Genomic DNA, 26097 nt, shown 5'->3' on the forward strand with positions numbered 1-26097 from the left:
TTCGGACAAGCTTCAGCCCGGGCGCGGTCCCCTGTTCTACCGTGGGGCCATGAGTCAGCCACCGCACACCGCCTCCCCCCTGACCGCGCGCCTGTACGACCTGGAGTACCCGCGGTCCCTCGGTGTCTACAGCACGTACCAGGAAGTGCAGTCCGTCGTCGACACCCTCGCCGACAACCAGTTCCCCGTCCAGAGCACCCTGATCGTCGGCACCGATCTCAAGCTCATGGAGCGCGTCACGGGACGCAAGACCTGGGGCCGCGTGGTGGGCCAGGGTGTGCTGTCGGGACTGTGGATGGGCCTGTTCCTGGGGCTGCTGCTGATGCTGATCACGCCCAGCAACGTCATGGTCATCCTGACCAGCATCCTGATGGGCATCGTGTTCTTCACGGTGTGGGCCGTGATCGGGTACGCCATGACCGGTGGCCGGCGGGACTTCACCTCCATGACCGCCACGATCCCGATGCAGTACGAGCTCCTGGTCGAGCACAAGCACGCTGATCAGGCGCGCCGCCTGCTGGCCGAGACCGGCGCCTCCCCCGCGGCGCCGCCGCAGTCGCCGGCCACCGCACTGCCCGGGCACGGCGGTCAGACGCCGCCGGCCGCCGGGTACGGCCAGTCCTGGCAGTCCCCGCAGCAGCCCTCCCCGCAGCAGCCCTCGCCGCAGCACCCTGGGCCCGGACAGGCCGCAGGCCCGCCGTCGGGCCCCCAGCAGCCGGACGCCCAGCAGCCAGGGTCGCCGCAGCCCGGCGGGCGCTCCCGCCCCACCTACGGTCAGCCGGCTCCGGCCGCAGCGCCTCAGCCGACCGCGGAGGGCCGCTCCCGCAGCGGCCGTCCCAACTTCGGCCAGCCCGCCGGCACTCCGATGCACGGCCAGTCCGTGCAGGGCGAGGCCGTGCAGGGTGAGGCCGGGTCCGGCCAGGCTCCGCAGACACAGGCCGCGTCCGGTGAGGAGTACGGGGTCCGGCAGCCGGACCCCGGGCGGTTCGACGCCGCCGGCGGCCGCGGCTATGGCCAGTTCGATGCCGACCGGCCGCCGGAGCACGGGCAGGAGGCGCAGGAGAACCAGGAGCGTGGCAGCTCGGAGCGCTGAGCTGACATGCCGATCGGCCTCCTCCACCGACGAGAGCCCCTGCCCCGCTTAGCGGCGGGCCAGGGGCTCTTCTGTGACCGGCAGGACTCTGTGACCGGCAGGACGTGACCACCCACCGCTTTCCGGACCGACGGGGTATGCCTCCCAGTGTCATCTGCGGCCTCGGGACGCAGACACCCACCGCGTGACGCCCGGCGGAACCGGGGCCGGGACGGCACGGACAGCCGGGCATGCAGACGGCCCCGGACCGGTCAACCCGGTCCGGGGCCTTCTGGATGATGCGGCGACCGTGTGCACGGCCGCCTCACCGCAGCGGGGTCTCCCCCGCGCAGATCACTTCTGGATCGAGGTGACCCGGCCGGAGCCCACGGTGCGGCCACCCTCACGGATGGCGAAGCCGAGGCCCTCCTCCATGGCGATCGGCTGGATCAGCTCGACCGACATCTCGGTGTTGTCGCCGGGCATGACCATCTCGGTGCCCTCGGGCAGCGTGATGACGCCGGTGACGTCGGTGGTGCGGAAGTAGAACTGCGGGCGGTAGTTCGAGTAGAACGGGTTGTGACGCCCGCCCTCGTCCTTGGACAGGATGTAGACCTGCGCCTCGAAGTTCGTGTGCGGGGTGATGGTGCCCGGCTTCACGACGACCTGGCCGCGCTCGACGTCCTCGCGCTTGGTACCGCGCAGGAGCAGACCGCAGTTCTCGCCGGCCCACGCCTCGTCCATCTGCTTGTGGAACATCTCGATACCGGTGACGATCGTCTTCTGCGCCTCACGGATGCCGAGGATCTCGACCTCCGAGTTGATGGCGAGCTTGCCGCGATCGACCTTGCCGGTGACGACGGTGCCGCGACCGGTGATGGTGAAGACGTCCTCGACGGGCATGAGGAACGGCTTGTCCATGTCGCGCTCCGGATCCGGAACGTTGTCGTCCACAGCGGCCATCAGGTCCTGGACGGACTTGACCCACTTCTCGTCGCCCTCGAGGGCCTTGAGCGCGGAGACCTGGATGACGGGGGCGTCCTCGTCGAAGTCCTGAGAAGCCAGCAGCTCGCGGACCTCCATCTCGACGAGCTCGAGGATCTCCTCGTCCTCCACCATGTCGGCCTTGTTCAGGGCGACGACGATGTAGGGCACGCCGACCTGGCGGGCGAGCAGCACGTGCTCGCGGGTCTGCGCCATCGGACCGTCGGTGGCGGCGACCACGAGGATCGAACCGTCCATCTGGGCCGCACCGGTGATCATGTTCTTGATGTAGTCGGCGTGGCCGGGAGCGTCGACGTGCGCGTAGTGACGCTTCTCCGTCTGGTACTCGATGTGCGAGATGTTGATCGTGATGCCGCGCTGCTTCTCTTCCGGCGCGTTATCGATCTGATCGAAGTCTCGACGCTCGTTCAGGTCCGGGTACTGCTCGTACAGGACCTTGGAGATCGCAGCGGTCAGCGTGGTCTTGCCGTGGTCGACGTGACCGATGGTGCCGATGTTGACGTGCGGCTTGTTCCGCTCGAACTTGGCCTTCGCCATGGTGGTGTCCTCCTAGGACTTCTTATCGTGGTACTTCTGGATCGGGATCGGGTTCCGTCCACGAGGACGGAGGTCCGATGGAAGCGCGGGGGAACAGGAGAAGGAGCCTACCCGTTCCCCCGGCTTCTCACTCGCCCCGGGTCTTCGCGACGATCTCTTCCGAGATGCTGGAGGGGACCTCCGCGTAGCTGTCGAACTGCATCGTGTACATCGCACGCCCCTGGGTCCTGGACCGCAGGTCGCCGACGTACCCGAACATCTCGGACAGCGGGACGAGAGCACGGATGGCCTTGATCCCGCTCACGTCCTCCATCGACTGCACCTGACCGCGTCGCGCGTTCAGGTCGCCGATGACTTCTCCCATGTAGTCCTCCGGAGTGCGGACCTCGACGCTCATGACCGGCTCGAGGAGCACGGGCTTCGCCTGGCGGAGGGCTTCCTTGGCAGCCATGGAGCCGGCGATCTTGAACGCCATCTCCGAGGAGTCGACGTCGTGGAAGGCGCCGTCGATCAGGCTGGCCTTGACGTTGACCACCGGGTAGCCGGCGATGATGCCGGATTCCAGCGCGTCCTGGATGCCCGCGTCCACGCTCGGGATGTACTCGCGCGGGATGCGACCGCCGGTGACCTTGTTCTCGAACTCGTAGAACACGCCCTCTTCGGCATCGGTCAGAGGCTCGAAGGTGATCTGCACCTTCGCGAACTGGCCGGAGCCGCCGGTCTGCTTCTTGTGGGTGAAGTCGTACTTCTCCACCGTGCGCTTGATCGTCTCGCGGTAGGCCACCTGGGGCTTGCCGATGTTGGCCTCGACCTTGAACTCGCGGCGCATGCGGTCCACGAGGATGTCGAGGTGCAGCTCGCCCATGCCCTTGATGACCGTCTGGCCGGTCTCCTCGTCCAGCTCCACCTGGAAGGTGGGGTCCTCCTTGGCGAGCTTCTGGATGGCCACGCCCAGCTTCTCCTGGTCGCCCTTGGTCTTGGGCTCGATGGCCACGTTGATGACCGGGTCGGGGAAGCTCATGGACTCGAGCTGGATCGGGTTCGACGAGTCGGTCAGGGTGTCACCGGTGGTGGTGTCCTTCAGGCCGACGAACGCGTAGATGTGGCCCGCGAAGGCCTCCTCGACCGGGTTCTCCTGGTTCGAGTGCATCTGGAACAGCTTCCCGACGCGCTCCTTCTTGCCGGTGGTGGCATTGAGGATCTGCTCGCCGGTCTTGACCTGGCCGGAGTAGACGCGCACGTAGGTCAGCGTCCCGAAGAACGGGTGCGCGGCGACCTTGAAGGCGAGGCCGGAGAAGGGCTCGTCCCAGTCGGGCTTACGGGTCAGCTCGGTGTCCTCGTCGCCCGGCTTGTGGCCGACCATCGGGGGTACGTCCAGCGGGGAGGGCAGGTAGTCGATGACCGCGTCGAGCATGGGCTGGACGCCCTTGTTCTTGAACGCGGAGCCCAGGAAGATCGGGTACGCCTCGGAGTTGACGGTCAGGGCCCGGATACCGGACTTGAGCTCGTCGACGGTGAGGTCGCCCTCCTCGAGGTACTTGTCCATGAGCTCCTCGGAGCTCTCGGCCACGTCCTCGACCAGCTTGGCGCGGTACTCGTCGACCGTGTCCTGGACGTCCTCGGGGATCGGGATCTCGACCTGGTACTGGCCGAGAGCAGCGTCGCCCTTCTTCTTGCCGAACTTGGGCATGTCCTCGGGGAAGACCTCGGGCCACTCGTAGGCCTTCATCTCCACCAGGTCGACGATGCCGTTGAAGTCGCTCTCCGAGCCGATCGGCACCTGCATCACCAGCGGCTTGGCCTTCAGACGGTCGATGATCGTCTGGACGGTGAAGAAGAAGTCGGCGCCGAGCTTGTCCATCTTGTTGACGAAGCAGATGCGCGGGACGTCGTACTTGTCGGCCTGGCGCCACACGGTCTCCGACTGGGGCTCCACGCCCTCCTTGCCGTCGAACACGGCGACCGCACCGTCGAGCACGCGCAGCGAACGCTCCACCTCGACGGTGAAGTCGACGTGGCCCGGGGTGTCGATGATGTTGATCTGGCTGTCGTGCCAGTAGCAGGTGGTCGCGGCGGACGTGATGGTGATGCCGCGCTCCTTCTCCTGCTCCATCCAGTCCATCGTGCCGGCGCCGTCGTGGGTCTCACCGATCTTGTAGTTGACCCCGGTGTAGTACAGGATGCGCTCGGTCGTGGTGGTCTTACCGGCATCGATGTGGGCCATGATGCCGATGTTTCGGACCTTTGTGAGGTCACTGAGCACTGCGAGTGCCACGGGCTATGCCTTTCTGCAGAACGGGAGCTGGTCGACGTGCCGGAGGGCAGTCGGTGGGGTCCGCCCGCACGGGACGGACCCCACCGGAACTCACCAGCGGTAGTGGGCGAAGGCCCGGTTGGACTCGGCCATCTTGTGGGTGTCCTCGCGACGCTTGACAGCGGCGCCGAGGCCGTTGGAGGCGTCGAGGATCTCGTTCATCAGACGCTCGGTCATCGTGTGCTCACGACGCGCGCGGGAGTAGCTGACCAGCCAGCGCAGCGCCAGCGTGGTCGCACGGCCCGGCTTGACCTCGATCGGGACCTGGTAGGTCGCGCCGCCGACACGGCGGGAGCGGACCTCGAGGCTGGGACGGATGTTGTCCAGCGCCTTCTTCAGGGTCACGACCGGATCCTGGTCGTTCTTGGCACGGCAGCCCTCGAGGGCGTCGTAGACGATCCCCTCGGCGACGGTCTTCTTGCCGTCCAGGAGGATCTTGTTGATGAGCTGGGTGACGATCGGCGAGCCGTAGACGGGGTCGACGACCAGCTGGCGCTTGGGAGCGGGGCCCTTACGAGGCATTACTTCTTCTCCTTCTTCGCGCCGTAGCGGGAGCGGGCCTGCTGACGGCCGCGCACGCCCTGGGTGTCGAGGGAGCCACGCACGATCTTGTAGCGCACGCCCGGCAGGTCCTTCACACGGCCGCCGCGGACGAGCACGATGGAGTGCTCCTGCAGGTTGTGGCCGACGCCGGGGATGTAGGCGGTCACCTCGATGCCGCTCGAGAGGCGCACACGCGCGATCTTGCGCAGCGCCGAGTTCGGCTTCTTGGGAGTCTGGGTGTAGACGCGCGTGCAGACGCCGCGGCGCTGGGGCGAACCCTTGAGCGCGGGCGTCTTCGAGGCGGTGGACTTGGCGTCCCGCCCCTTGCGCACCAACTGCTGGATTGTGGGCACAGCTTCTCTTTCTGTTCAGCCATCGGCGCTGTTCGCACCGACGGATCGACTTCTTCGACCGCTCGCACGGTCGGCGACCCGAATCGCCGTCCCCATGCCCGAGGATGGTCAGCGGTTCGACCCGCCCGACGAGTGATGGCACCCGACGGGCGTCCGGAAGGACCGTGATCGGCGCCCGCGGGACGGGGCCGGGCATGGCCGCCGGTTCCGTAAATCGGGCACGCCGCAAGGATCCGCTCCTCGCGGGGGACACCAATCCGCGGCTGCCCCGAAGGGTTTTCGCGGATCTCGTCCCGGGTCACGACCAGAGGGCACTCCGGACGCAACGGCAGTCTACTGAGGCCGCGTGCATGCGGTCAAAGCTTGTGCCTGGTTCCGACGCAGATCACATCACGGCTCGTGACGGCGCGGGAGGGTTCGGCGCCCGGGGTGGCACCGGGATGAGGGCACGCCTCAGGGCGCGCGGCGGCCTGCCTCGGCCTCTCCCACCACAAAATGGCCGTGAGCGCAGGAGCACGTCCGAAAACAGGGGTGACCCGACGCTGGTGACCATCTTCTTGCGGGCGCCATAGCAGATGGGCGCCGACGCGGGCGCCCTAGCAGATGGGCGCCGACGCGGGCGGTCTCGACAGACCACGAGCGCGCCGCGAGGAGTTCGCGGCGCGCTCGTGATGTGCTGCCGGTCTCGGGCGAACCGGCCGTGACGCCTCGGGTCAGCGGATGCCGAGCTTCGAGGTGCAGGACGGCCATGCGCCCCAGCCCTGGCCGGCCTGGACCTTCTTGGCGATCTCGATCTGCTGTTCGCGGGTGGCCAGGTGCGCCGAGGAGGCGTACTTGCCGCCACCGAACGCGCGCCAGGTCGACTTCGTGAACTGCAGGCCTCCGTAGAAGCCGTTGCCCGTGTTGATCGACCAGTCACCACCGGACTCGCACTGGGCGAGACGGTCCCACACGGAGCCGGAGGACACCGACGGTGCGGACGCGCCGGTGTTCCCGTCGTTCTCCTCGCGCTCCGAGCTGCGGCTGGACTTGCTGCCGGAGCGCTCCTTCGCCTCGTCGGAGGAGTCGGAGCTGCTCGACTTCTCCTCGGTGTCGCTCTCGGGCTCCGGCTCGGGCTCGGGCTCCGGGGCCGGCTTGGTGCCCTCGGCGATGACCTCGGTGACCGGCTCGGTGACGACCTCCTCCGAGACCAGCTCGGACTCGGTGACCTCCCCGTCGACGGTCTTCTCGGCGTAGACCTTCTCCTTGGAGCCCTTCTTGCCCTCGGTGGTGACCTTGGTCTTGCCCTCGAGCAGCTCGTCGTCCTCAACCGTCTTGGTCTCGAACGGGATCTCCTCGGTCTCGGTCCGCTCTTCCTCGCGGACGCGCGTGACCTGGACCGTCGCCCCGTCCTCGAGAGCCGTGTCCCGGCCGGGCTCGCTCGTGTCGGTGTCCTCGATGTCTCCGAGCAGACGCTCCATCGCCTCGCCGACCGTCTTCGCAGCGATCGTGAAGGTGTCCTGGCCGCGCTGGCCGACGAAGGTCACGGTCTTCGCGGTGACGACGTCGATGCCGTCCTCCACCTCGGACAGCTCGGTCTCGGGGGCCGGGGTCACGGCGGTGCCGTCGGCGTCGTAGTCGACCTCCTCGAGCACGTCGGCGACGGTGTCACCGGTGGTCAGCAGCTCCTGCTCCTCGCCATCGATGCTCACGGTGACCGGCGTGCGCTCGATGATCTGGATCTCGATACCGTCAGTGACCTGCTCACCGAGACCGGGCACGACCATATCGGTGTCCTTGACCTCGATGCCCTGGGCCTCGAGCAGCTCGGCGACGGTGGGGCTGAACGTACGCACCTGCTGCTGCTCGCCGTACACCGTCACGGCGGCTTCGTTGGAGACGGCATAGGCCGTTCCGCCACCGCCGACGCCGACGACGGCCGCGGTCGCAGCCGCGATGATCCACGGAGTCTTCTTCACTGTTCCACCTGTTCCTCGGCCGCCACAGCGGGGCGGCAGTCGTTGCCTGAGCGCGAGTGCCCCGAGCGGGGCACGGGCGTTCCGGCACGAGCGCGCGTTCGGGGGCGAAGCGCAGCGGGGGAAGGTCGCACGGGAACTGCCAGGACCCATCGTTTCGTCCTTTTCGCCTGCTGTGAAGGCGTTCGACGAGGGTTTGGGCTCCCACCCAAGAGGTCTTTACCCGCACGTGAACTTCCGGGTCCGACAGGTCACGCCGGGCGGGCCGTCGGCTCTGCGCCGCGTGGTCCCGCCCACGTGAGCCGCCCACGGGATCCGCCCACGTGAGCCGCCCACGGGGCCGCCCACGTGAGCCGCCCACGGGTCCCGCGAACCCGGTTCCCGTCGTCGACGCCCACGCCGGGCTCAGGAGGGACTGCGCAGCCCGCACAGTGCTCCGCTGGGTCGCCCGGACGCGACGAAGGGCGGCCCCACCGAAGTGGGACCGCCCCTCATGCCGGTCACGCGGGCCGGTCCGCCGGGCACCCCCGCAGGGGCCTCAGCGCAGCGACGCCGCGGCCGTCAGCGACTCAGCGGAAGTCCGTGCGGAACGGATCGGCGTAGTCGATGTCGTCCAGGTTCACCGCACCGGTCTGACCGAAGCCGGAGAAGTCCAGCTCGTCGTACCCCGGCACCTGGTACATCTGCGCCTTGGCCTCGTCGGTCGGCTCCACCGCGATGCGGCGGAACCGCGACAGGCCGGTCCCGGCGGGGATCAGCTTGCCGATGATGACGTTCTCCTTGAGCCCCATGAGCGAGTCGCTCTTGCGGTTCAGGGCGGCCTCGGTGAGCACGCGGGTGGTCTCCTGGAAGGAGGCCGCCGACAGCCACGAGTCCGTCGCGAGGGACGCCTTGGTGATGCCCATCAGCTCCGGACGACCGGAGGCGGGCTGCCCGCCCTCGGCGAGCATCCGGCGGTTCTCGCGCTCGAACGCGACCCGCTCGGCGAAGTCGCCGGGCAGCAGGTCGGTGTCACCCGACTCGATGATCGTCACGCGACGCAGCATCTGGCGCACGATGACCTCGATGTGCTTGGCGTGGATGTCCACGCCCTGCGAGATGTACACCTTCTGCACCTCGTCGACCAGGTGCTGCTGCACGGCGCGCGGGCCGAGGATGCGCAGGACCTGCTTCGGGTCCACCGAGCCCTGCGTGAGCTGCTGGCCGACCGCGACATGGTCGCCGTCGCCGATCAGCAGGGTCACACGCTTGGAGACCGTGTAGGTGACCGGGTCGGAGCCGTCGTCCGGCGTCACGGTGATCCGGCGCTGCTTGTCGTTCTCCTCGATCTCGGCGCGACCCGCGAACTCGGTGATCGGCGCGAAGCCGGCCGGGGTGCGGGCCTCGAAGAGCTCCTGGACACGGGGCAGACCGTGGGTGATGTCGCCGTCGGCGCTGGCCACACCACCGGAGTGGAACGTACGCATGGTCAGCTGCGTGCCGGGCTCACCGATGGACTGGGCCGCGACGATGCCGACGGCCTCGCCGATGTCGACCAGCTGGCCGGTCGCGAGCGAGCGGCCGTAGCACTGGGCGCACGTGCCCACTGCCGAATCGCAGGTCAGCACGGAGCGGATCTTGATCTCGCGCACGCCGGCCGCGACCAGCTGCTCGATCTGGACGTCGCCCACCTCGAAGCCGGCCGGGGCCGCCTCCTCGCCGTCGGCGCCGATGGCCGCAGTGGCCAGGACGCGTCCGTACGCCGTGGACTCCACGTGCTCGTGGGTGCGCAGCGCGCCGGCCTCCTCGACCGCGATCGGGATGACCAGGCCCTTGGTGGTGCCGCAGTCGTCCTCGCGGACGATGACGTCCTGCGAGACGTCGACCAGACGACGGGTGAGGTAGCCGGACTGTGCCGTCTTCAGCGCCGTATCCGCCAGGCCCTTGCGGGAGCCGTGCGAGGCGATGAAGTACTCCAGGACCGAGAGCCCCTCCTTGTAGTTGGAGAGGATCGGGCGCGGGATGATCTCACCCTTGGGGTTGTTCACCAGGCCGCGCATGCCGGCGATCTGGCGGATCTGCATCCAGTTGCCGCGGGCGCCCGAGTCCACCATCCGGTAGATGGTGTTGGTCGACTCGAAGTTCTCACGCATGGCGTTGTCGACCTCGTTGGTCGCCTCGGTCCAGATGTCGATGAGCTCCATGTTGCGCTCGGCCTCGGAGACCAGACCGAGGTCCCGGTTCTCCTGGACCTGGGCGGCCTTGGCCTCGAAGCGGGCGACGATCTCCGCCTTGTTCGGCGGGGTGACGACGTCCGAGAGCGCGAAGGAGGCACCAGAGCGGGTCGACCAGGAGAAGCCGTAGGACTTCAGCGCGTCCAGCGACGCGGCGACCTGACCCTTGTCGTAGCTCTCGGCCAGCGCGTTGACGATGCCGCCCAGACGCTTCTTGCCGACCTGGCCCTGGACGAACGGGAAGTCCTCCGGCAGCGCCTCGTTGAAGTAGACGGTGCCCAGAGTGGTCTCCAGGGTGATCGGGTCACCCTCGGTCCACCCCTCCGGGGCTTCCCAGTCGTTGCCGGGAACGATGTCGGTGAAGCGGATCTTCACCGGGGCGTTCAGGTGCAGCTCGCCGCGATCATGGGCCATGATCGCCTCGGCCTCCGAGGCGAAGGAGCGCCCGGCGCCCGGGACGTCCTCGCGCACCGTGGTGAGGTGGTACAGACCGATGACCATGTCCTGCGCGGGCATGGTGACCGGGCGGCCGTCCGAGGGCTTGAGGATGTTGTTCGAGGACAGCATCAGGATGCGGGCCTCAGCCTGGGCCTCGGCCGACAGCGGCAGGTGGACAGCCATCTGGTCACCGTCGAAGTCCGCGTTGAACGCGGCGCACACGAGCGGGTGGAGGTGGATGGCCTTGCCCTCGACGAGCTGCGGCTCGAACGCCTGGATGCCCAGACGGTGCAGGGTCGGGGCACGGTTCAGCAGCACCGGGTGCTCGGTGATGACCTCTTCGAGGACGTCCCAGACCTCCGGACGCGCCCGCTCGACCATCCGCTTGGCGGCCTTCACGTTCTGCGCGTGCGAGAGCTCGACCAGGCGCTTCATGACGAAGGGCTTGAACAGCTCCAGCGCCATGCCCTTGGGCAGGCCGCACTGGTGCAGGCTCAGCTGCGGGCCGTTGACGATGACCGAGCGCGCCGAGTAGTCCACGCGCTTGCCCAGCAGGTTCTGACGGAAACGACCCTGCTTGCCCTTGAGCATGTCCGAGAGCGACTTCAGCGGGCGGTTGCCCGGTCCGGTGACCGGACGGCCGCGCCGGCCGTTGTCGAACAGCGAGTCGACCGACTCCTGCAGCATGCGCTTCTCGTTGTTCACGATGATCTCGGGAGCCCCGAGGTCCAGCAGCCGCTTGAGGCGGTTGTTGCGGTTGATCACGCGACGGTACAGATCGTTGAGATCGGAGGTCGCGAAACGGCCACCGTCCAGCTGCACCATCGGACGCAGATCCGGGGGGATGACCGGGACGCAGTCCAGGACCATGCCGGCCGGCGAGTTCGTGGTCGAGCGGAAGGCGGAGACCACCTTGAGGCGCTTCAGGGCGCGGGCCTTCTTCTGGCCCTTGCCGTTGGCGATGACCTCGCGGAGAGCCTGGGCCTCCCCCTCGAGGTCGAAGTCCTGCAGGCGCTTCTGGAGCGCCTCGGCGCCCATGCCGCCCTCGAAGTAGGTGCCGTAGCGCAGCTTCATCGCACGGTAGAGCTGCTCGTCACCCTCGAGGTCGGCGACCTTCAGGGACTTGAAGCGCTCCCACACCGCGGTGACGCGAGCGATCTCGGCGTCGTACTTCTTGCGGATCTGGGACTGCTCGCGCTCGGAGGAGTCGCGGACCTTGCGCTTCGCGTCGGCCTTGGCGCCCTCCTCCTCGAGCTGGGCGAGGTCCTTCTCGGCGGAGACGGCACGCTGGTTGATCGCGGAGTCGCGCTCGTTCTCGAGCTCCTTGATCTCCAGGTCGAAACGGGCCTGCAGCTCCGGCATGTCCTCGTGGCGGGCCTGCTCGTCCACCGCGGTGATCATGTACGCGGCGAAGTAGATGATCTTCTCGAGATCCTTCGGCGCGAGATCGAGCAGGTAGCCCAGACGGCTGGGAACGCCCTTGAAGTACCAGATGTGGGTGACGGGAGCGGCGAGCTCCACGTGACCCATGCGCTCACGGCGCACGGAGGACTTGGTGACCTCCACGCCGCAGCGCTCGCAGACGATGCCCTTGAAGCGCACGCGCTTGTACTTGCCGCAGTAGCACTCCCAGTCCCGGGTGGGGCCGAAGATGCGCTCGCAGAACAGGCCGTCCATCTCGGGCTTCAGGGTGCGGTAGTTGATGGTCTCCGGCTTCTTGACCTCGCCGTGGGACCAGCCGCGGATGTCATCGGCGGTGGCGAGGCCGATGCGCAGCTCATCGAAGGTGTTGACGTCGAGCACAGGTGTCCTTCTCTCGATCGGAAGTCGTGGGGTCTGAGGGAACGGGGGCCGAGGGAGGGGTCCGGGAGGCGCTGCAGGTGCGGGGATTCCTGCGACCGCTGCGCGCTCCCGGGTTCCCGTCGCTCAGACCTCTTCGATGGAGCCGACGCCCTCGTGGGGCCGGCGGGACAGGTCGATCCCGAGCTCCTCGGCGGCCCGGAAGACCTCCTCGTCGCTCTCGCGCACCTCCTGGGCGGTGCCGTCGCTGGAGAGCACCTCCACGTTCAGGCACAGCGACTGCATCTCCTTCAGCAGCACGCGGAAGGACTCCGGGATACCCGGTTCCGGGATGTTCTCGCCCTTGACGATCGCCTCGTAGACCTTGACGCGGCCGGAGATGTCGTCGGACTTGATCGTCAGCAGCTCCTGCAGGGCGTACGCGGCGCCGTAGGCCTCGAGGGCCCACACCTCCATCTCACCGAAGCGCTGGCCGCCGAACTGGGCCTTACCGCCCAGCGGCTGCTGCGTGATCATCGAGTACGGGCCCGTCGACCGCGCGTGCAGCTTGTCGTCCACCAGGTGGTGGAGCTTCAGGATGTACATGTAGCCCACGGAGATCGGCTCCGGGAACGGCTCGCCGGAGCGACCGTCGAACAGCTGCGCCTTGCCGTCCTCCTTGACCATCCGCACACCGTCCCGGTTGGGGCTGTGATTGGCGATCAGGCCGGTGACCTCCTCGGCCGAGAGGCCGTCGAAGACCGGGACGGCCACAGGGGTGCCGGGCTCGCCGTGCAGAGCCGCCTCGGGAAGCTCGGCCGACACCTCGTCCTCGGGGTCGAGGTCCCAGCCGGACTTCGCGATCCAGCCCAGGTGGGTCTCCATGACCTGGCCGATGTTCATGCGGCCGGGCACGCCCATGGGGTTGAGGATGATGTCGACCGGGGTGCCGTCCTCCAGGAACGGCATGTCCTCGACCGGCAGGATCTTCGCGATGACGCCCTTGTTGCCGTGGCGGCCGGCGAGCTTGTCGCCGCCGGTGATCTTGCGCTTCTGGGCCACGTAGACGCGGACCATCTCGTTGACGCCGGTGGGGAGGATGTCGCCGTCCTCGTCATCGGTGAACACGCGCACACCGATGACCGTGCCGGACTCGCCGTGGGGAACGCGCAGCGAGGTGTCGCGCACCTCGCGGGCCTTCTCACCGAAGATGGCGCGCAGCAGGCGCTCCTCCGGGGTCAGCTCGGTCTCGCCCTTCGGGGTCACCTTGCCGACGAGGATGTCGCCCGGCTCCACCTCGGCGCCGATGCGGATGATGCCGCGCTCGTCGAGATCGGCCAGCACGTCGTCGCCGACGTTCGGGATGTCCCGGGTGATCTCCTCCTTGCCGAGCTTGGTGTCGCGGGCGTCGACCTCGTGCTCCTCGATGTGGATCGAGGTGAGCACGTCGTCCTGGACCAGCCGCGAGGACAGGATGATGCCGTCCTCGTAGTTGTGGCCCTCCCACGACATGAAGGCGACCAGCAGGTTCTTGCCCATCGAGAGCTCGCCCTGGTCGGTCGAGGGACCGTCGGCCAGGATCGAGCCGGCCTCGACGCGGTCACCCTCGTCGAACAGCACGCGCTGGTTGTAGGAGTTGCCGGCGTTGGAGCGCTGGAACTTCCCGATCGGGTAGGTCTGCCGGGTGCCGTCGTCGGCCATCACGACGACGAGATCGGCCGAGAGCTCCTCGATGACACCGCCCTTCTCGGCGACGACCACGTCACCCGCGTCGACCGCTGCGCGACGCTCCATACCGGTGCCGACCAGCGGCATCTCGGCGCGGAGCAGCGGCACGGCCTGGCGCTGCATGTTCGCGCCCATGAGGGCGCGGTTGGCATCGTCGTGCTCGAGGAACGGGATCATCGCGGTGGCGACGGAGACCATCTGACGCGCGGAGACGTCCATGTAGTCGACGTCGGCCGCATCGACCAGGTCGGGGTCGCCGCCGGCCAGACGCACCAGCACCTGGTCCTCGACGAAGCGCCCGTCCTCGCCGATCTTGGCGTTGGCCTGGGCGATGATGTGCCGGTCCTCGTCGTCCGCCGTGAGGTAGACGATCTCGTCGGTGACCAGGCCGCCCTCGACCTTGCGGTAGGGCGTCTCGATGAAGCCGAACGGGTTGATCCGCGCGAAGGTCGCCAGCGAGCCGATCAGGCCGATGTTCGGGCCCTCAGGGGTCTCGATCGGGCACATGCGGCCGTAGTGCGACGGGTGGACGTCGCGGACCTCCATGCCGGCGCGGTCACGGGAGAGGCCGCCCGGGCCGAGCGCCGAGAGGCGACGCTTGTGGGTCAGGCCCGACAGCGGGTTGTTCTGGTCCATGAACTGCGAGAGCTGGGAGGTTCCGAAGAACTCCTTGATCGCCGCGGTGACGGGCCGGATGTTGATCAGCGTCAGCGGGGTGATCGCCTCGACGTCCTGCGTGGTCATGCGCTCGCGGACGACGCGCTCCATGCGGGAGAGACCGGTGCGGATCTGGTTCTGGATCAGCTCGCCCACCGCACGGATGCGACGGTTGCCGAAGTGGTCGATGTCGTCGGTCTCGACGCGCACGGGCTTCCCGGCGGAGCTGGTGTACTCCCCGACGCCGTCGTGCAGGGCGACGATGTACTTGATCGTGGCGACGATGTCCTCGAGGCGGAGGGTGGACTCCGACAGGCTGCCCTCGAGACCGAGCTTCTTGCCGATCTTGTAGCGGCCGACCTTCGCGAGGTCGTAGCGCTTGGCGTTGAAGTAGAGGTTGTTGAGCATGGCCTCGCCCGCATCGCGCGTGGGCGGCTCGCCCGGGCGCTGCTTGCGGTAGATGTCCATGAGCGCCTCGTCCTGCGAGGAGATGCGGTCCTTCTCCAGCGTCGAGCGCATCGACTCGAACTCGCCGAACTCCTCGAGGATGTCGCTGTGGGACATGCCCAGTGCCTGCAGCAGGGTCGTCACCGACTGCTTGCGCTTGCGGTCGATGCGCACGCCGACCTGGTCGCGCTTGTCGACCTCGAACTCGAGCCAGGCGCCGCGCGAGGGGATGACCTTCGCGCTGAAGACGTGCTTGTCGCTGGTCTTGTCGACGTTCTCCTCGAAGTACACACCCGGGGAGCGGACCAGCTGCGAGACGACGACGCGCTCGGTGCCGTTGATGATGAAGGTGCCCTTGTCGGTCATGAGCGGGAACTCGCCCATGAAGACCGTCTGGGTCTTGATCTCACCGGTCTCGTTGTTCATGAACTCCGCGATGACGTACAGCGGAGCGGCGTAGGTGAGGTCCTTCTCCTTGCACTCCTCGACCGTGTACTTCGGGTCGTCGAAGGTGTGGTCCCGGAAGGAGAGGGACATGTTGCCCGCGAAGTCCTCGATAGGAGAGATCTCCTCGAGGATGTCCGCGAGCCCGGAGCTCTGCGGGACGTCCTCGCGACCGGCGGCAGCGGCCTCGGCGGCACGCTCCTGCCAGCGCTCGTTGCCCAGCAGCCAGTCGAACGAGGTGGTCTGCAGACTCAGCAGATCCGGAACGTCGATGGGGTCGCCGAGCTTCGCGAAGGTGACGCGAGGGGAGGCGGTGCGAAGTGCGATGTCGGTGGTGCGATCGGTGCTCGAGGCAGCCAAGGGGGGTCCTTCCACAGGCCGATGACGGAATCCCAGGCGCGGCGAACACCCGTCAGGGCAGTGGAGCAGGCAGAGCAGCCAACAATGACGTCGAAGACGAGCAGAGCAGCAGAACCTACGGGCGACGCGCAGCGCAAGGACTGAGCATACACAAAATCGCGGATGGACACAAGGCCCGCGACGTGGCCGGTCCATCCGCGTCGGCCGCTATATGCCTGGCGCGGAAATTTTCGCCCGGTGCCTCCTGCCCGTCTGGCTCGACCGGCCTCCGCGAGCTCGGCTCAGCGGGGCGCATGCGGCAGGAACAGCTCCGTACGGCAGACAGAATGGACGCAAATCCCGCCGGAGTCAAGCAGGCCGCGCGCGATGCGGGGGTCTCGTGTCGCGCGGTCGCGCCACGCGGGCGCACGGTCGCACTCCGCGGCCGCACGTCGCGGCCGCGCCGACGCAGCGCGTGAGCGCGTGGACCGCAGGCACGACGAAGGGCCGCCCCGCGGAAGCGGGACGGCCCTTCGGGCAGCAGAGCGAGTCTGCAGGCGGTGAGACCGCCCTCAAGCCAGGCGCTCGCCAGGGCGAGCGCCGGTGATCACTTGAGGCTGATGGTCGCGCCGGCCTCCTCGAGCTTCTCCTTGGCGGCCTCGGCGTCGTCCTTCTTGACGCCCTCGAGGATGGGCTTGGGGGCCTCGTCGACGAGCGCCTTGGCCTCCTTCAGACCGAGGGAGGTCAGGGCGCGCACCTCCTTGATGACGGCGATCTTGGCGGACCCGGCCGAATCGAGAATGACGTCGAACTCGTCCTTCTCCTCCTCGGCGGGTGCAGCCTCGCCGCCACCGCCGGCCGGGGCGGCAACGGCCGCGGGAGCGGCGGCGGTGACGTCGAAGACGTCCTCGAACTGCTTCACGAACTCGGAGAGCTCGATGAGGGACATTTCCTTGAAAGCCTCGATGAGCTCGTCGTTGCTGAGCTTCGCCATGGTGGCGTTCCTTCCTGTAAGCGGGACGTGGTCCCTGCGGTGTAAGGCGGCGCACTGCGCCAGGTCTTGCGGTCCGGTGCCCCGCTCAGGGGCTCCGGGTGCAGCGCTGAGGCTGCGGACTGCGGAAGCGTGGGGCCCGAGGGCCTCAGGCCTCCTGCTTGGCGCGCAGTGCGTCCACGGCGCGTGCCGTCTTGGACAGCGGCGCGGCGAACGTTGCGGCAGCCTTGGACAGCGACGCCTTCATGGCGCCGGCGGCCGAGGCCAGCATCGCTTCGCGGGACTCGAGGTCCGCGAGCTTCTGGACGTCCTCCTTCGAGAGCGCCTTGCCCTCGAAGAGACCGGACTTGATCACGAGCCTGTCGTGCGTCTTGGCGAAGTCACGCAGAGCCTTCGCAGGCTCCACCGGCTCACCCTTGATGAAGGCGATAGCGGTCGGACCGCTGAGCGTGCCATCGAGAGCGGTGATGCCGGCCTCGCGGGCGGCGATCTCCGTGAGCGTGTTCTTCACCACGGCGTACGTCGTCTCGGAACCCAGTGAGCGGCGGAGCTCCTGGAGCTCCCCCACGCTGAGCCCGCGATATTCGGTGATGACGGCGGCATCGGACTCGCGGAACAGATCCGCGATCTCCGAGACGGCGTCCACCTTGTCGGGATTCGCCATGGCCCTCCTTCCAGAGGTCTCTCGCCGACGGGTGAAGTCGTCCTCAGGCACGGAAAAGGCCTCGACACGCAGGTGTCGAGGCCTCATTCGCACGTGATGCCCGCGCCGCGAGGGCTCCGGCACATACCGGATGGGCACGACCGTGCGAGGTCGCTTCTACACCTGCGCAGGCCATCCCGTGCGGGATTTCTTCGGTCGCTCTCGGGGTCGAGGGCGACGACCGGCGGTCTTCGGTGCCTACAGACTACCGGGACGCGGCGCGAGCCACTACCCCGCGTGGAGCGAAGTGCCTCACAACACCGCCCCACGAATGCAGTTCGGCACCTGGGACGCATGCTCGAGTGAGCATGAATCCCAGGTGCCGAATTATGGCGCGACGGGCCGGCCGTGCCGGACCGGACTGACTGATCTCCGACCGGCCACAAGCTCGCAGGAGCTCGATCAGGCCCGGTCAGACTGACGGATCAGGCCTCGTCGGTGTCCTCGAGGAGGTTGCGCGTGCGGTTCACGTCGACCGGGATGCCCGGGCCCATGGTGGTGGACACGGTGATCTTCGAGATGTAGCGGCCCTTCGAGGAGGACGGCTTCAGCCGGAGGATCTCATCGAGGGCGGCGACGTAGTTCTCGACCAGCTGCTGATCAGTGAAGGAGACCTTGCCGATCAGGTAGTGCAGGTTCGCTGCACGGTCGGTGCGGAACTCGATCTTGCCGCCCTTGATGTCGGACACGGCCTTGGCGGTGTCCATCGTGACCGTGCCGGTCTTGGGGTTCGGCATGAGGCCGCGGGGGCCGAGCACGCGGCCCAGTCGACCGACCTTGCCCATCAGGTTCGGCGTGGCGACGGCCGAGTCGAAGTCGGTCCAGCCGCCGGCGACCTTCTCGATGAGCTCGTCGTCGCCGACCTCGTCGGCCCCGGCCTCGAGGGCCGCGTCGGCCTGCGCACCGGTCGCGAAGACGATGACGCGGGAGGTCTTACCGGTGCCGTTGGGCAGGTTGACCGTGCCGCGGACCATCTGATCGGCCTTGCGCGGGTCGACGCCCAGACGCATGGCGACCTCGACGGACGCGTCGAACTTCGCCGGGGAGGTCTTCTGGGCCAGACGCAGGGCGTCCAGCGGCGAGTACTCGCGGCCCGCTTCGACCTTGGCCGCGCTGTCCTTGTAACCCTTGCTACGGAATACCATCTCGTCAGTCCTCCACCGTGATGCCCATGGAACGAGCGGTCCCGGCGACGATCTTCGCCGCGGTATCCATGTCGTTCGCGTTCAGATCAGGCATCTTGGTCTCCGCGATCTCGCGGACCTGAGCCTGGGTGATCGTGCCGACCTTGTCCGTATGCGGAGTGGCCGAGCCCTTCTGGAGGCCGGCGGCCTTCTTGATGAGCTCAGCGGCCGGCGGGGTCTTCGTGATGAAGGTGAACGAGCGATCCTCGTAGACCGTGATCTCGACCGGGATGATGTTGCCGCGCTGATCGGCGGTCGCATCGTTGTACGCCTTGACGAACTCCATCATGTTCACGCCGGCAGCGCCGAGCGCGGGACCCACGGGCGGCGCAGGTGTGGCCTGGCCGGCCTGGATCTGGAGCTTGATGACGCTCGCGATCTTCTTCTTGGGAGCCATTGCTCTTCTCTCTGTGTCGTGGTCCGGGCGGAGCTCATCATGCTCCTCCCACTGCGGGGACCTGGACGCGCCGGGGGCGACGTCAGGTCCGGTGCGACGCTACCTGCACGTCGCGTCGGCGTCGACCGGGATCAAGGGTGATCCTGGTCGTACTGCCGCGGCGCAGGCCGCGGCGCCGAACGGGTCCGATCAGATCTTGGTGACCTGATCGAAGCCGAGCTCGACCGGGGTCTCGCGCCCGAAGATGGACACGAGCACCTGGAGCTTCTGGGTCTCCGCGTGGATCTCGGAGATCGTCGCCGGCATGGTCTCGAACGGACCGTCCATGACGGTGACGGACTCGCCCACGTGGAAATCGGGCATCTTCTGCGCGGCGGCGGGCTTGCTCGGAGTGCCGCCCGAGGAGCGCTTCTTCTCCGGCAGGCCGACGGAGGGCTCCAGCAGCGAGTAGATCTCGTCGAAGCTCAGCGGCGTCGGGTCGGTCGCGTTGCCGACGAAGCCGGTCACGCCCGGGGTGTCGCGCACCACGCGCCACGATTCGGTGGTCAGGTCCATGCGCACCAGCACGTAACCGGGCACCCGCACCCGGCGGACGATCTTCTTCTGGCCGTTCTTGACCTCGGTCGCGTCCTCCATCGGGACCTGGACCTCGAAGATGTAGTCCTCCATGTCCTGGGTCTCGGTACGCGTCGCGAGCTGGGACTTCACGCGGTTCTCGTGGCCGGAGTAGGAATGGACGACGTACCACTCACCGGGAGCGGAGCGCAGATGACGCTTCAGCTCGACCAGCGGGTCCTCTTGCTCGGATTCCTCGGAGTCCTCGGATTCCTGGGGCGCTTCGGACTCCGCGGCCTCGTCACCGGTGGCCGGCTCGGCGTCGCCGTCGACCGGGTCGGCGGCCGTCTCCGCGGCGTCCTCACCCTCCTCGGTGGGGGCCTCCTGATCCACAGAGGCATCCTCGGCGAGCTCGGCCTCGGAGCTCTGCGCCTCGGCGTCAGCCGCCTGGGGCGCTGCGTCGGTCTCGGGAGACGACGAGAACGACAGGGAGTCGTCGACGTCCTGGTAGGACTCTTCGGGGGATGAGGTCTGGTCGCTCATCAGCGGGGAACCTGCCTTCCTGACGGCTGTGGAATGGTCGGGCGCGGTGCGGCGTGCTGCTCGGCGCGGACCCGCTCAGACTCCCGCGTCGGGAGACGAGAACGCAGTCCGGGACAGCCAGCTGAATCCGGCATCGAGGCCGAAGATCAGCAGGATCATCACGATCACGAACACCAGGACCGTGATCGAGTACACGACCAGTTCCTTACGGGTCGGGACGACGACCTTCCTGAGCTCCGCGATGACCTGGCGGATGAACAGACCGATTGCCACGAACGGGTTGCTGGACCCGGAGCCCTGGGCGTCGCCGCTGGTGGGCGCCGACGGGGCGTTCTGGCTGGAATTCACGTCTGGACTGTCCGATCTCCTCGAGGTCATCCGTATCCGGCCGGGCGGACCCGGCCGGGCCGGCAGGGCAGACAGGGCTCGAACCTGCAACCTGCGGTTTTGGAGACCGCTGCGCTACCAATTGCGCCACTGCCCTCCACGCGGGAAAGTCCCCCGTGAGGTTGGTCCGTACCGCCTCGAAGAACGGGCACGAATCTGACCAGCGATCAGCATACAAGCCGGGGCGACCCTGTGCGAATCCGCCCGCGCCAGATCACATCGGCCCACGGCTCGGCACCGCTGCGCCCGGGCCGCAGAGCCGACTCGCGCAGCCCGCCGTCGCCGGTGATCCGCACTTCGGGCGACCTGGCACCGCGGGGAGAGCTCTGCCACGATAGTCGGGTGATCACCGACGACGTCCCCACCTCTGCCAGCACTCCTCAGCGCGCCCGTATCTCCCAGCGGGTCGGCGCGATCGCCCCGTCGGCCACCCTCGCGGTCGACGCCAAGGCCAAGGAGCTCAAGGCCGCCGGGCGCCCGGTCATCGGTTTCGGCGCCGGCGAGCCCGACTTCCCCACCCCTCGGCACATCGTCGACGCGGCCATCGAGGCGGCATCGGATCCGGTCAACCACCGCTACTCCCCCGCCGCCGGCCTGCCGGCGCTGCGGCAGGCCCTGGCCGAGAGCGTCTCCGCCTCCACCGGTCTGACCGTCGAGCCGGCCCAGACCCTCGTGACAAACGGCGGCAAGCAGGCCGTGTACCAGACCTTCGCGACGCTGCTGGACCCGGGCGACGAGGTGCTGCTGCCGGCCCCGTACTGGACGACCTACCCCGAGGCGATCCGCCTGGCCGGGGCCGCGGACGTGCCGGTCCTGGCGGGCGCGGACCAGGGCTACGTGCCCATGATCGCTCAGCTCGAGGCGGCCCGCACCGAGCGCACCCGCGCGATCGTCGTGTGCTCCCCGTCGAACCCGACCGGCGCGGTCATGACCCAGCAGCAGCTGCGCGAGCTGGGCACCTGGGCCCTGGAGCACGGGCTGTGGGTGATCACCGACGAGATCTACCAGCACCTCACCTACGAGGGCGTCACCTTCACCTCGATCCTCGCGGCGGTCCCCGAACTCGCCGAGACCACCGTGATCCTCGGCGGAGTGGCGAAATCCTTCGCGATGACCGGCTGGCGCGTGGGCTGGATGGTCGGGCCGCGGGACGTCGTCGCCGCGGCCGGCAATCTGCAGTCCCACCTGACCTCCAACGTCAACAACATCGCCCAGCGCGCCGCGATCGCCGCACTGACCGGGCCGACGGAGCCCGTCGAACGCATGCGCGAGGCCTTCGACCGTCGCCGCCGCACCATCGTCGAGAAGCTGGCGGCCGTGCCGGGCTTCACCGTGCCCACCCCCACCGGGGCGTTCTACGCCTTCCCGGACGTCTCCGGCGTGCTCGGCCGCGAGATCCGTGGCAGGCAGGTCACCACGTCCACCGAGCTGGCGACCGTGATGCTGGAGGAGGCGGAGGTCGCCGCCGTTCCCGGCGAGGCCTTCGGGGCCCCCGGCCACCTGCGCTTCTCCTACGCACTGAACGACGACGACCTCGCCGAGGGCATCGACCGTCTGGCCGCGCTGCTGTCCGAGTGAGCCCCGCGGGCCCGGACGAGGGCACCCCGCGCGACCTCGCCGCTCTGCCGAAGGCGCATCTGCACCTGCACTTCACGGGGTCGATGCGCACCTCGACCCTGCGGGACCTCGCCGGCGAGCGCGGGATCCTGCTGCCTCGGTCACTGACCGAGGAGGTGGCACTGCAGGTCGAGCCGACCCACCGCGGCTGGTTCCGCTTCCAGCGGCAGTACGACGCGGCCCGTGCCGTCGTCGACGGCGAGGACGCCATGCGCCGGATCATCCACGAGGCGGCGCAGGACGATGCCGCCGAGGGCTCGGGACGCCTGGAGCTGCAGGTCGATCCCACCAGCTACGCGCCGTTCGTCGGTGGGCTCACCGCGGCGATGGAGATCGTGCTGGACCAGGCGGAGCGGTCCGAAGCGGCGACCGGAGTGAGCATCGGGATCATCGTCGCCGCCTCCCGTACCCGGCACCCCATGGACGCCCGAACCCTCGCGCGCCTCGCCGCGCGTCACGCGGGCAGAGTGATCGGTTTCGGCCTCTCCAACGACGAGCGCCGCGGCACCACCGAGGAGTACGGGCCGGCGTTCCGCATCGCCCGCGGAGCCGGGCTGCTCTCGGTGCCCCACGGCGGGGAGCTGCTAGGACCGGACCACGTCCAGGAGGCGGTGGAGCACCTGGCTCCCGATCGTCTCGGCCACGGGGTGCGTGCGGCCGAGGACCCTCGCCTGCTCGAGCGCATCGTCGAGGCCGATATCGGCCTGGAGGTCTGCCCCGCCTCGAACGCGTCGCTCGGTGTCGTCGCCGAGCCCGGCGATGTGCCGCTGCGGCAGCTGGTCGACGCCGGAGCGCAGGTCGCCCTCGGGGCCGACGATCCCCTGCTGTTCGGCTCCCGCCTCCTGGACCAGTACGAGACCGCCCGGGCCGTCGGGCTCTCCGACCCCGAGCTCGCCGATCTCGCCGCCGCCTCCATCAGGCTCTCGGCCGCGGACGAGGCGACCCGCACGCGGCTCCTGGCCGGCGTGCGCGACTGGCTGGAGGGCGTACGGCCGGAGGGTGACTGGCCGGGAGGCGACCCGCCCGACCGGGCCTGACCTCCACCCGACCGACGCCCGAGTCAGCTGGGTTCCGATTCGTACCAGCTGAGTGGAACGTATCGGAACCCAACCCATCCGGCCGCCGGAATAGGCCCGGAGAAAGAACCGGGATGGGCCCGCGGGGAGCAATGGACCCGCAGGGAGACGGGCGCCGCCGGCCCCGGGGAGCTCAGCGGCCCTGGCCGGCCCCGGAGAGCTCAGCGGTCCTGGCCGGCGCCCTCGGACGGCAGGGCCAGGAAGAACTCCGGGGCGGTGAACCCGCGCTCGGCGAACGCTGCCGCGATCGCCTCGGCCACGCTCTGGGCCTCGTCGGCCTCGACCAGGGCGATCGTCGACCCTCCGAAACCGCCGCCGGTCATGCGGGCGCCGTGGGCACCGGCCGCACGCGCCGCGTCGACCGCGACATCGAGCTGGGCGACGGTGACCTCATAGTCCTCACGGAGGGAATCGTGGGAGGCATTCAGCAGCCGGCCCAGCTCGGCCACGTTCTCGCGCACGGTGCCGGAGGCGAGCAGTGCGTCGAAGTCCTTGACCCGCTGGATCTCGGTGATGGAGTGGCGGGCACGGCGACGGACCACCTCGTCCTCGATGCGCGGCAGCAGCTCCTCGAGCCGGCCGGCATCGGCCTCACGCAGGGTCGCCACCCCCAGGGCCTCGGCGGCGCGCTCACTGTCCGCGCGGCGCGCGGTGTACTCGCCATCGACATGGGAGTGCTCCGCGCGGGTGTCGGTGATCAGCAGCGCGAGGCCCTGCTGGGCGAGGTCCCACGGCACGGCCCGGGTGGAGAAGTCACGGCAGTCCAGGAACAGGGCGTGGCCGGCATGGGAGAGCACCGCGGCGGACTGATCGAGCCCGCCCGTGGACGCCCCGGCGAAGGAGGTCTCGGCGGTGATGGCGGCCTTGACCCGATCCAGCGGACCGGTCCCCAGGCTCAGCAGCGCCTCGATGGCCTCCGCCGCAGCGCATTCGAGCGCGGCGGAACTGGACAGTCCCGCACCGAGCGGCACCTGGCCGTCGATCATCACATCCATGCCCTGGGTGGTGGCCCCGGAGATGTAGGGGCGCAGGGCCCACAGCACGCCGGCGACGTACGCCGGCCAGCCGTCGATCGCTCCCGGCTCGAGGTCGCGCGCGTCGATATCGAGCACCCGATCGTCCTGAGCGGAGCGCAGGCGCACCCGGTCGGTGGGCGTCCGGGCGGCCGCCGCGTAGCAGCGGTGCGAGATCGCCATCGGCAGGCACAGCCCGTCCTGGTAGTCGACATGCTCGCCGATGATGTTCACGCGTCCGGGCGCCGACCAGACCCCGTCGGGCTGGTATCCGAAGGACTCGAGGAACAGCGACTCCGCCCGCTCGGCGGCCTCGGTGCGATCGGGGGCGGCGGACAGCACGACCGCGGCGGATCCGTCGGCCGTGGAGTCCGCCGCTGGGGCGCCGACGGATCGGGCGCCCTCGGTCAGGGTCTCGGCGGTGCCGGCGTCTGCGGCAGAGGTCATCGTCTTCCTTCCGGAACTCTTGAGGGCCGGGGCACTGGCCATACCGCGCGGTAGGCCCCGGCACGGCGACCGAAAGTGTAACCCCCGGGGCGTCGGCGGCCCTCGTCAGCGCGTGAGGTTCACGCGCGTGAGCAGCGGCCGCGGCCGCTGTCAGGGCCTGAGCGCGAGGCAGGCCACCGACGGCGCGGGGATCGGGTCCCCGGCCACGGAGAGCTCGTCCCGCTCCAGGCGCAGCACGTCGATGCGGTCGCTCTCCTGGGCAGCGACCAGCACCAGGTCGCCGAGCCGGGTGAAGTGGCGCGGGTGCGCCCCGACCTCGATCTCCGAGACGAGCTGCGGCCGCATCTGGGCCAGCGACAGCGCGGAGACGGTGTCCGGCCCGCGATTGGCGACCAGCAGCACGGACTCGTCGGCCGACAGCTCCACGTGCGAGAGCGCGTTGTCACCCTCCCGGCCGCTGGCGGCGGTGCTCGAGCGCACGCTCCACTCGCGCGTCGCACCCTGCGGAGCCGACGCGCCGGGGCGTTCGGCCGGGACGTCCCGTCGCACCGCGGTCGCGATCATGCCGGAGCGCTCGCACGAGATGTGCAGCTGCTCGGACTCATGGTCGGGCGCGAGGTGGCGCGGGCCGCTGCCGCGCGGCAGGGGGATCTCGCCCGCCAGGTCGACCTCTCCGGTGGAGTCCTGGCGATAGAGGAACACCCGGTCCAGGCCGAGATCCGGAACGGCCAGGAGGTCGGTGCCGGGAAGCGCCACCACCTGGTGGGGGTGCGGCCGGCCGCCGTCGGCCAGGGAATGGTGGTCATCGCGGTCGACCGACTCGACGGGCAGGCCCTCGGCGTCCAGGCGCACGGTCTCGACGGTGCCGGAGCCGTAGCCGGCCACCAGCAGGGTCGACGGGGAGCGCCCGAAGGCCAGGTGGCAGCCACCGGCGGCCGCCAGCCGATGATCAGCGACGACGTCGGCGCTGCGGCCGTCCTGCCCTACGCGCACCGCCACCACGCGGGCCGGATCGGTCTCGAGCACCGCATACAGGAGCGTCCCGTCCGGGCTCCACAGCACGAAGGACGGATCCGGCAGCTCCACACTCGCCCCGCGTTCGACCGTCAGCGCCGGGGCACCGTCCGCTCCGCCGGGGACGCCGGTTCCCTCGGTCGTCAGCCGGATCAGTTCGAGACCGGGGCCCCGGCCGGTGCCGCTCCGGGAGTAGCAGCCGACGGCGATCAGTGCGGGGATGCTCACTGGGGGACCCTCCTTAGTGCGGCCTTGTTCGGTAGGGTCGTGACCACTCGGTCCCGGCGGGTGCATGGCCTAGGATGCGAGCCGTTCGACGGCCAGCATGAGTTCTGCCAGCCCTGCC

General features: G+C 69.0%; 18 protein-coding genes and 1 tRNA gene. 3 read left to right on the forward strand and 16 right to left on the reverse strand.

Annotated features, from left to right (window positions below):
- Positions 1–49 precede the first annotated feature (49 nt).
- Positions 50–1093 carry a YflT domain-containing protein gene (locus AC5020_RS13655; protein ID WP_464988669.1) on the forward strand — a complete coding sequence of 348 codons (1044 nt, stop codon included), beginning with the start codon at positions 50–52 and terminating at the stop codon, positions 1091–1093.
- Between the two features lie 333 nt (positions 1094–1426).
- On the opposite strand, the gene tuf is transcribed toward AC5020_RS13655, so the two are convergent.
- The 14 genes from tuf to AC5020_RS13725 all read right to left on the reverse strand — a co-directional run bounded on the left by tuf (position 1427) and on the right by AC5020_RS13725 (position 20681).
- Complete coding sequence (gene tuf / locus AC5020_RS13660; protein ID WP_377019998.1) at positions 1427–2614, reverse strand: elongation factor Tu; 1188 nt, start codon at positions 2612–2614, stop codon at positions 1427–1429.
- Positions 2615–2741: 127 nt separating this feature from the next.
- Positions 2742–4889 carry an elongation factor G gene (gene fusA / locus AC5020_RS13665; protein WP_377019999.1) on the reverse strand — a complete coding sequence of 716 codons (2148 nt, stop codon included), beginning with the start codon at positions 4887–4889 and terminating at the stop codon, positions 2742–2744.
- Positions 4890–4979: 90 nt separating this feature from the next.
- Positions 4980–5450 carry a 30S ribosomal protein S7 gene (gene rpsG / locus AC5020_RS13670; protein WP_377020000.1) on the reverse strand — a complete coding sequence of 157 codons (471 nt, stop codon included), beginning with the start codon at positions 5448–5450 and terminating at the stop codon, positions 4980–4982.
- Positions 5450–5824: a 30S ribosomal protein S12 gene (gene rpsL / locus AC5020_RS13675; protein WP_377020002.1), complete on the reverse strand. Its 375-nt coding sequence runs from the start codon at positions 5822–5824 to the stop codon at positions 5450–5452. The genes rpsG and rpsL overlap by 1 nt, the downstream gene beginning before the upstream one ends.
- 713 nt (positions 5825–6537) lie before the next feature.
- A complete protein-coding gene (locus AC5020_RS13680; RefSeq protein WP_464988670.1) occupies positions 6538–7782 on the reverse strand; it encodes a resuscitation-promoting factor in 1245 nt (414 codons plus the stop codon).
- Between the two features lie 566 nt (positions 7783–8348).
- Positions 8349–12233: a DNA-directed RNA polymerase subunit beta' gene (locus tag AC5020_RS13685; protein ID WP_377020005.1), complete on the reverse strand. Its 3885-nt coding sequence runs from the start codon at positions 12231–12233 to the stop codon at positions 8349–8351.
- A gap of 123 nt (positions 12234–12356) precedes the next feature.
- Positions 12357–15845: a DNA-directed RNA polymerase subunit beta gene (gene rpoB, locus AC5020_RS13690; RefSeq protein WP_464988671.1), complete on the reverse strand. Its 3489-nt coding sequence runs from the start codon at positions 15843–15845 to the stop codon at positions 12357–12359.
- Between the two features lie 586 nt (positions 15846–16431).
- Complete coding sequence (gene rplL, locus AC5020_RS13695; RefSeq protein WP_377020007.1) at positions 16432–16818, reverse strand: 50S ribosomal protein L7/L12; 387 nt, start codon at positions 16816–16818, stop codon at positions 16432–16434.
- A 145-nt stretch (positions 16819–16963) separates the two neighbouring features.
- Positions 16964–17479: a 50S ribosomal protein L10 gene (gene rplJ, locus AC5020_RS13700; RefSeq protein WP_377020008.1), complete on the reverse strand. Its 516-nt coding sequence runs from the start codon at positions 17477–17479 to the stop codon at positions 16964–16966.
- Positions 17480–17943: 464 nt separating this feature from the next.
- On the reverse strand, positions 17944–18663 hold the full coding sequence (rplA, locus tag AC5020_RS13705; RefSeq protein ID WP_377020009.1) for a 50S ribosomal protein L1: 720 nt from the start codon (positions 18661–18663) through the stop codon (positions 17944–17946).
- A gap of 4 nt (positions 18664–18667) precedes the next feature.
- Positions 18668–19099 (reverse strand): 50S ribosomal protein L11, encoded by a 432-nt coding sequence (gene rplK / locus AC5020_RS13710; protein WP_377020010.1) that lies wholly within the window; start codon positions 19097–19099, stop codon positions 18668–18670.
- Between the two features lie 189 nt (positions 19100–19288).
- Positions 19289–20197 (reverse strand): transcription termination/antitermination protein NusG, encoded by a 909-nt coding sequence (gene nusG, locus AC5020_RS13715; protein WP_464988672.1) that lies wholly within the window; start codon positions 20195–20197, stop codon positions 19289–19291.
- A 75-nt stretch (positions 20198–20272) separates the two neighbouring features.
- Positions 20273–20545 carry a preprotein translocase subunit SecE gene (secE, locus tag AC5020_RS13720; RefSeq protein ID WP_377020012.1) on the reverse strand — a complete coding sequence of 91 codons (273 nt, stop codon included), beginning with the start codon at positions 20543–20545 and terminating at the stop codon, positions 20273–20275.
- Between the two features lie 63 nt (positions 20546–20608).
- Positions 20609–20681, reverse strand: a tRNA-Trp gene (locus AC5020_RS13725).
- Between the two features lie 245 nt (positions 20682–20926).
- On the opposite strand from AC5020_RS13725, the gene AC5020_RS13730 reads away from it, so the two are divergent.
- Together AC5020_RS13730 and AC5020_RS13735 are read left to right on the forward strand one after the other, a co-directional pair.
- Positions 20927–22162 (forward strand): pyridoxal phosphate-dependent aminotransferase, encoded by a 1236-nt coding sequence (locus AC5020_RS13730; RefSeq protein ID WP_464988673.1) that lies wholly within the window; start codon positions 20927–20929, stop codon positions 22160–22162.
- Positions 22159–23238 carry an adenosine deaminase gene (locus AC5020_RS13735; RefSeq protein WP_464988674.1) on the forward strand — a complete coding sequence of 360 codons (1080 nt, stop codon included), beginning with the start codon at positions 22159–22161 and terminating at the stop codon, positions 23236–23238. Before AC5020_RS13730 ends, AC5020_RS13735 begins: the two co-directional genes overlap by 4 nt.
- Positions 23239–23438: 200 nt before the next feature.
- On the opposite strand, the gene galK is transcribed toward AC5020_RS13735, so the two are convergent.
- Positions 23439–24737: a galactokinase gene (gene galK, locus AC5020_RS13740; protein WP_464988675.1), complete on the reverse strand. Its 1299-nt coding sequence runs from the start codon at positions 24735–24737 to the stop codon at positions 23439–23441.
- 150 nt (positions 24738–24887) lie between these two features.
- Positions 24888–25979, reverse strand: coding sequence for a lactonase family protein (locus AC5020_RS13745; protein WP_464988676.1), 1092 nt, complete (start codon positions 25977–25979; stop codon positions 24888–24890).
- Between the last annotated feature and the right edge of the window lie 118 nt (positions 25980–26097).

It is taken from the genome of Brachybacterium sp. SYSU DS0246, assembly GCF_059391765.1.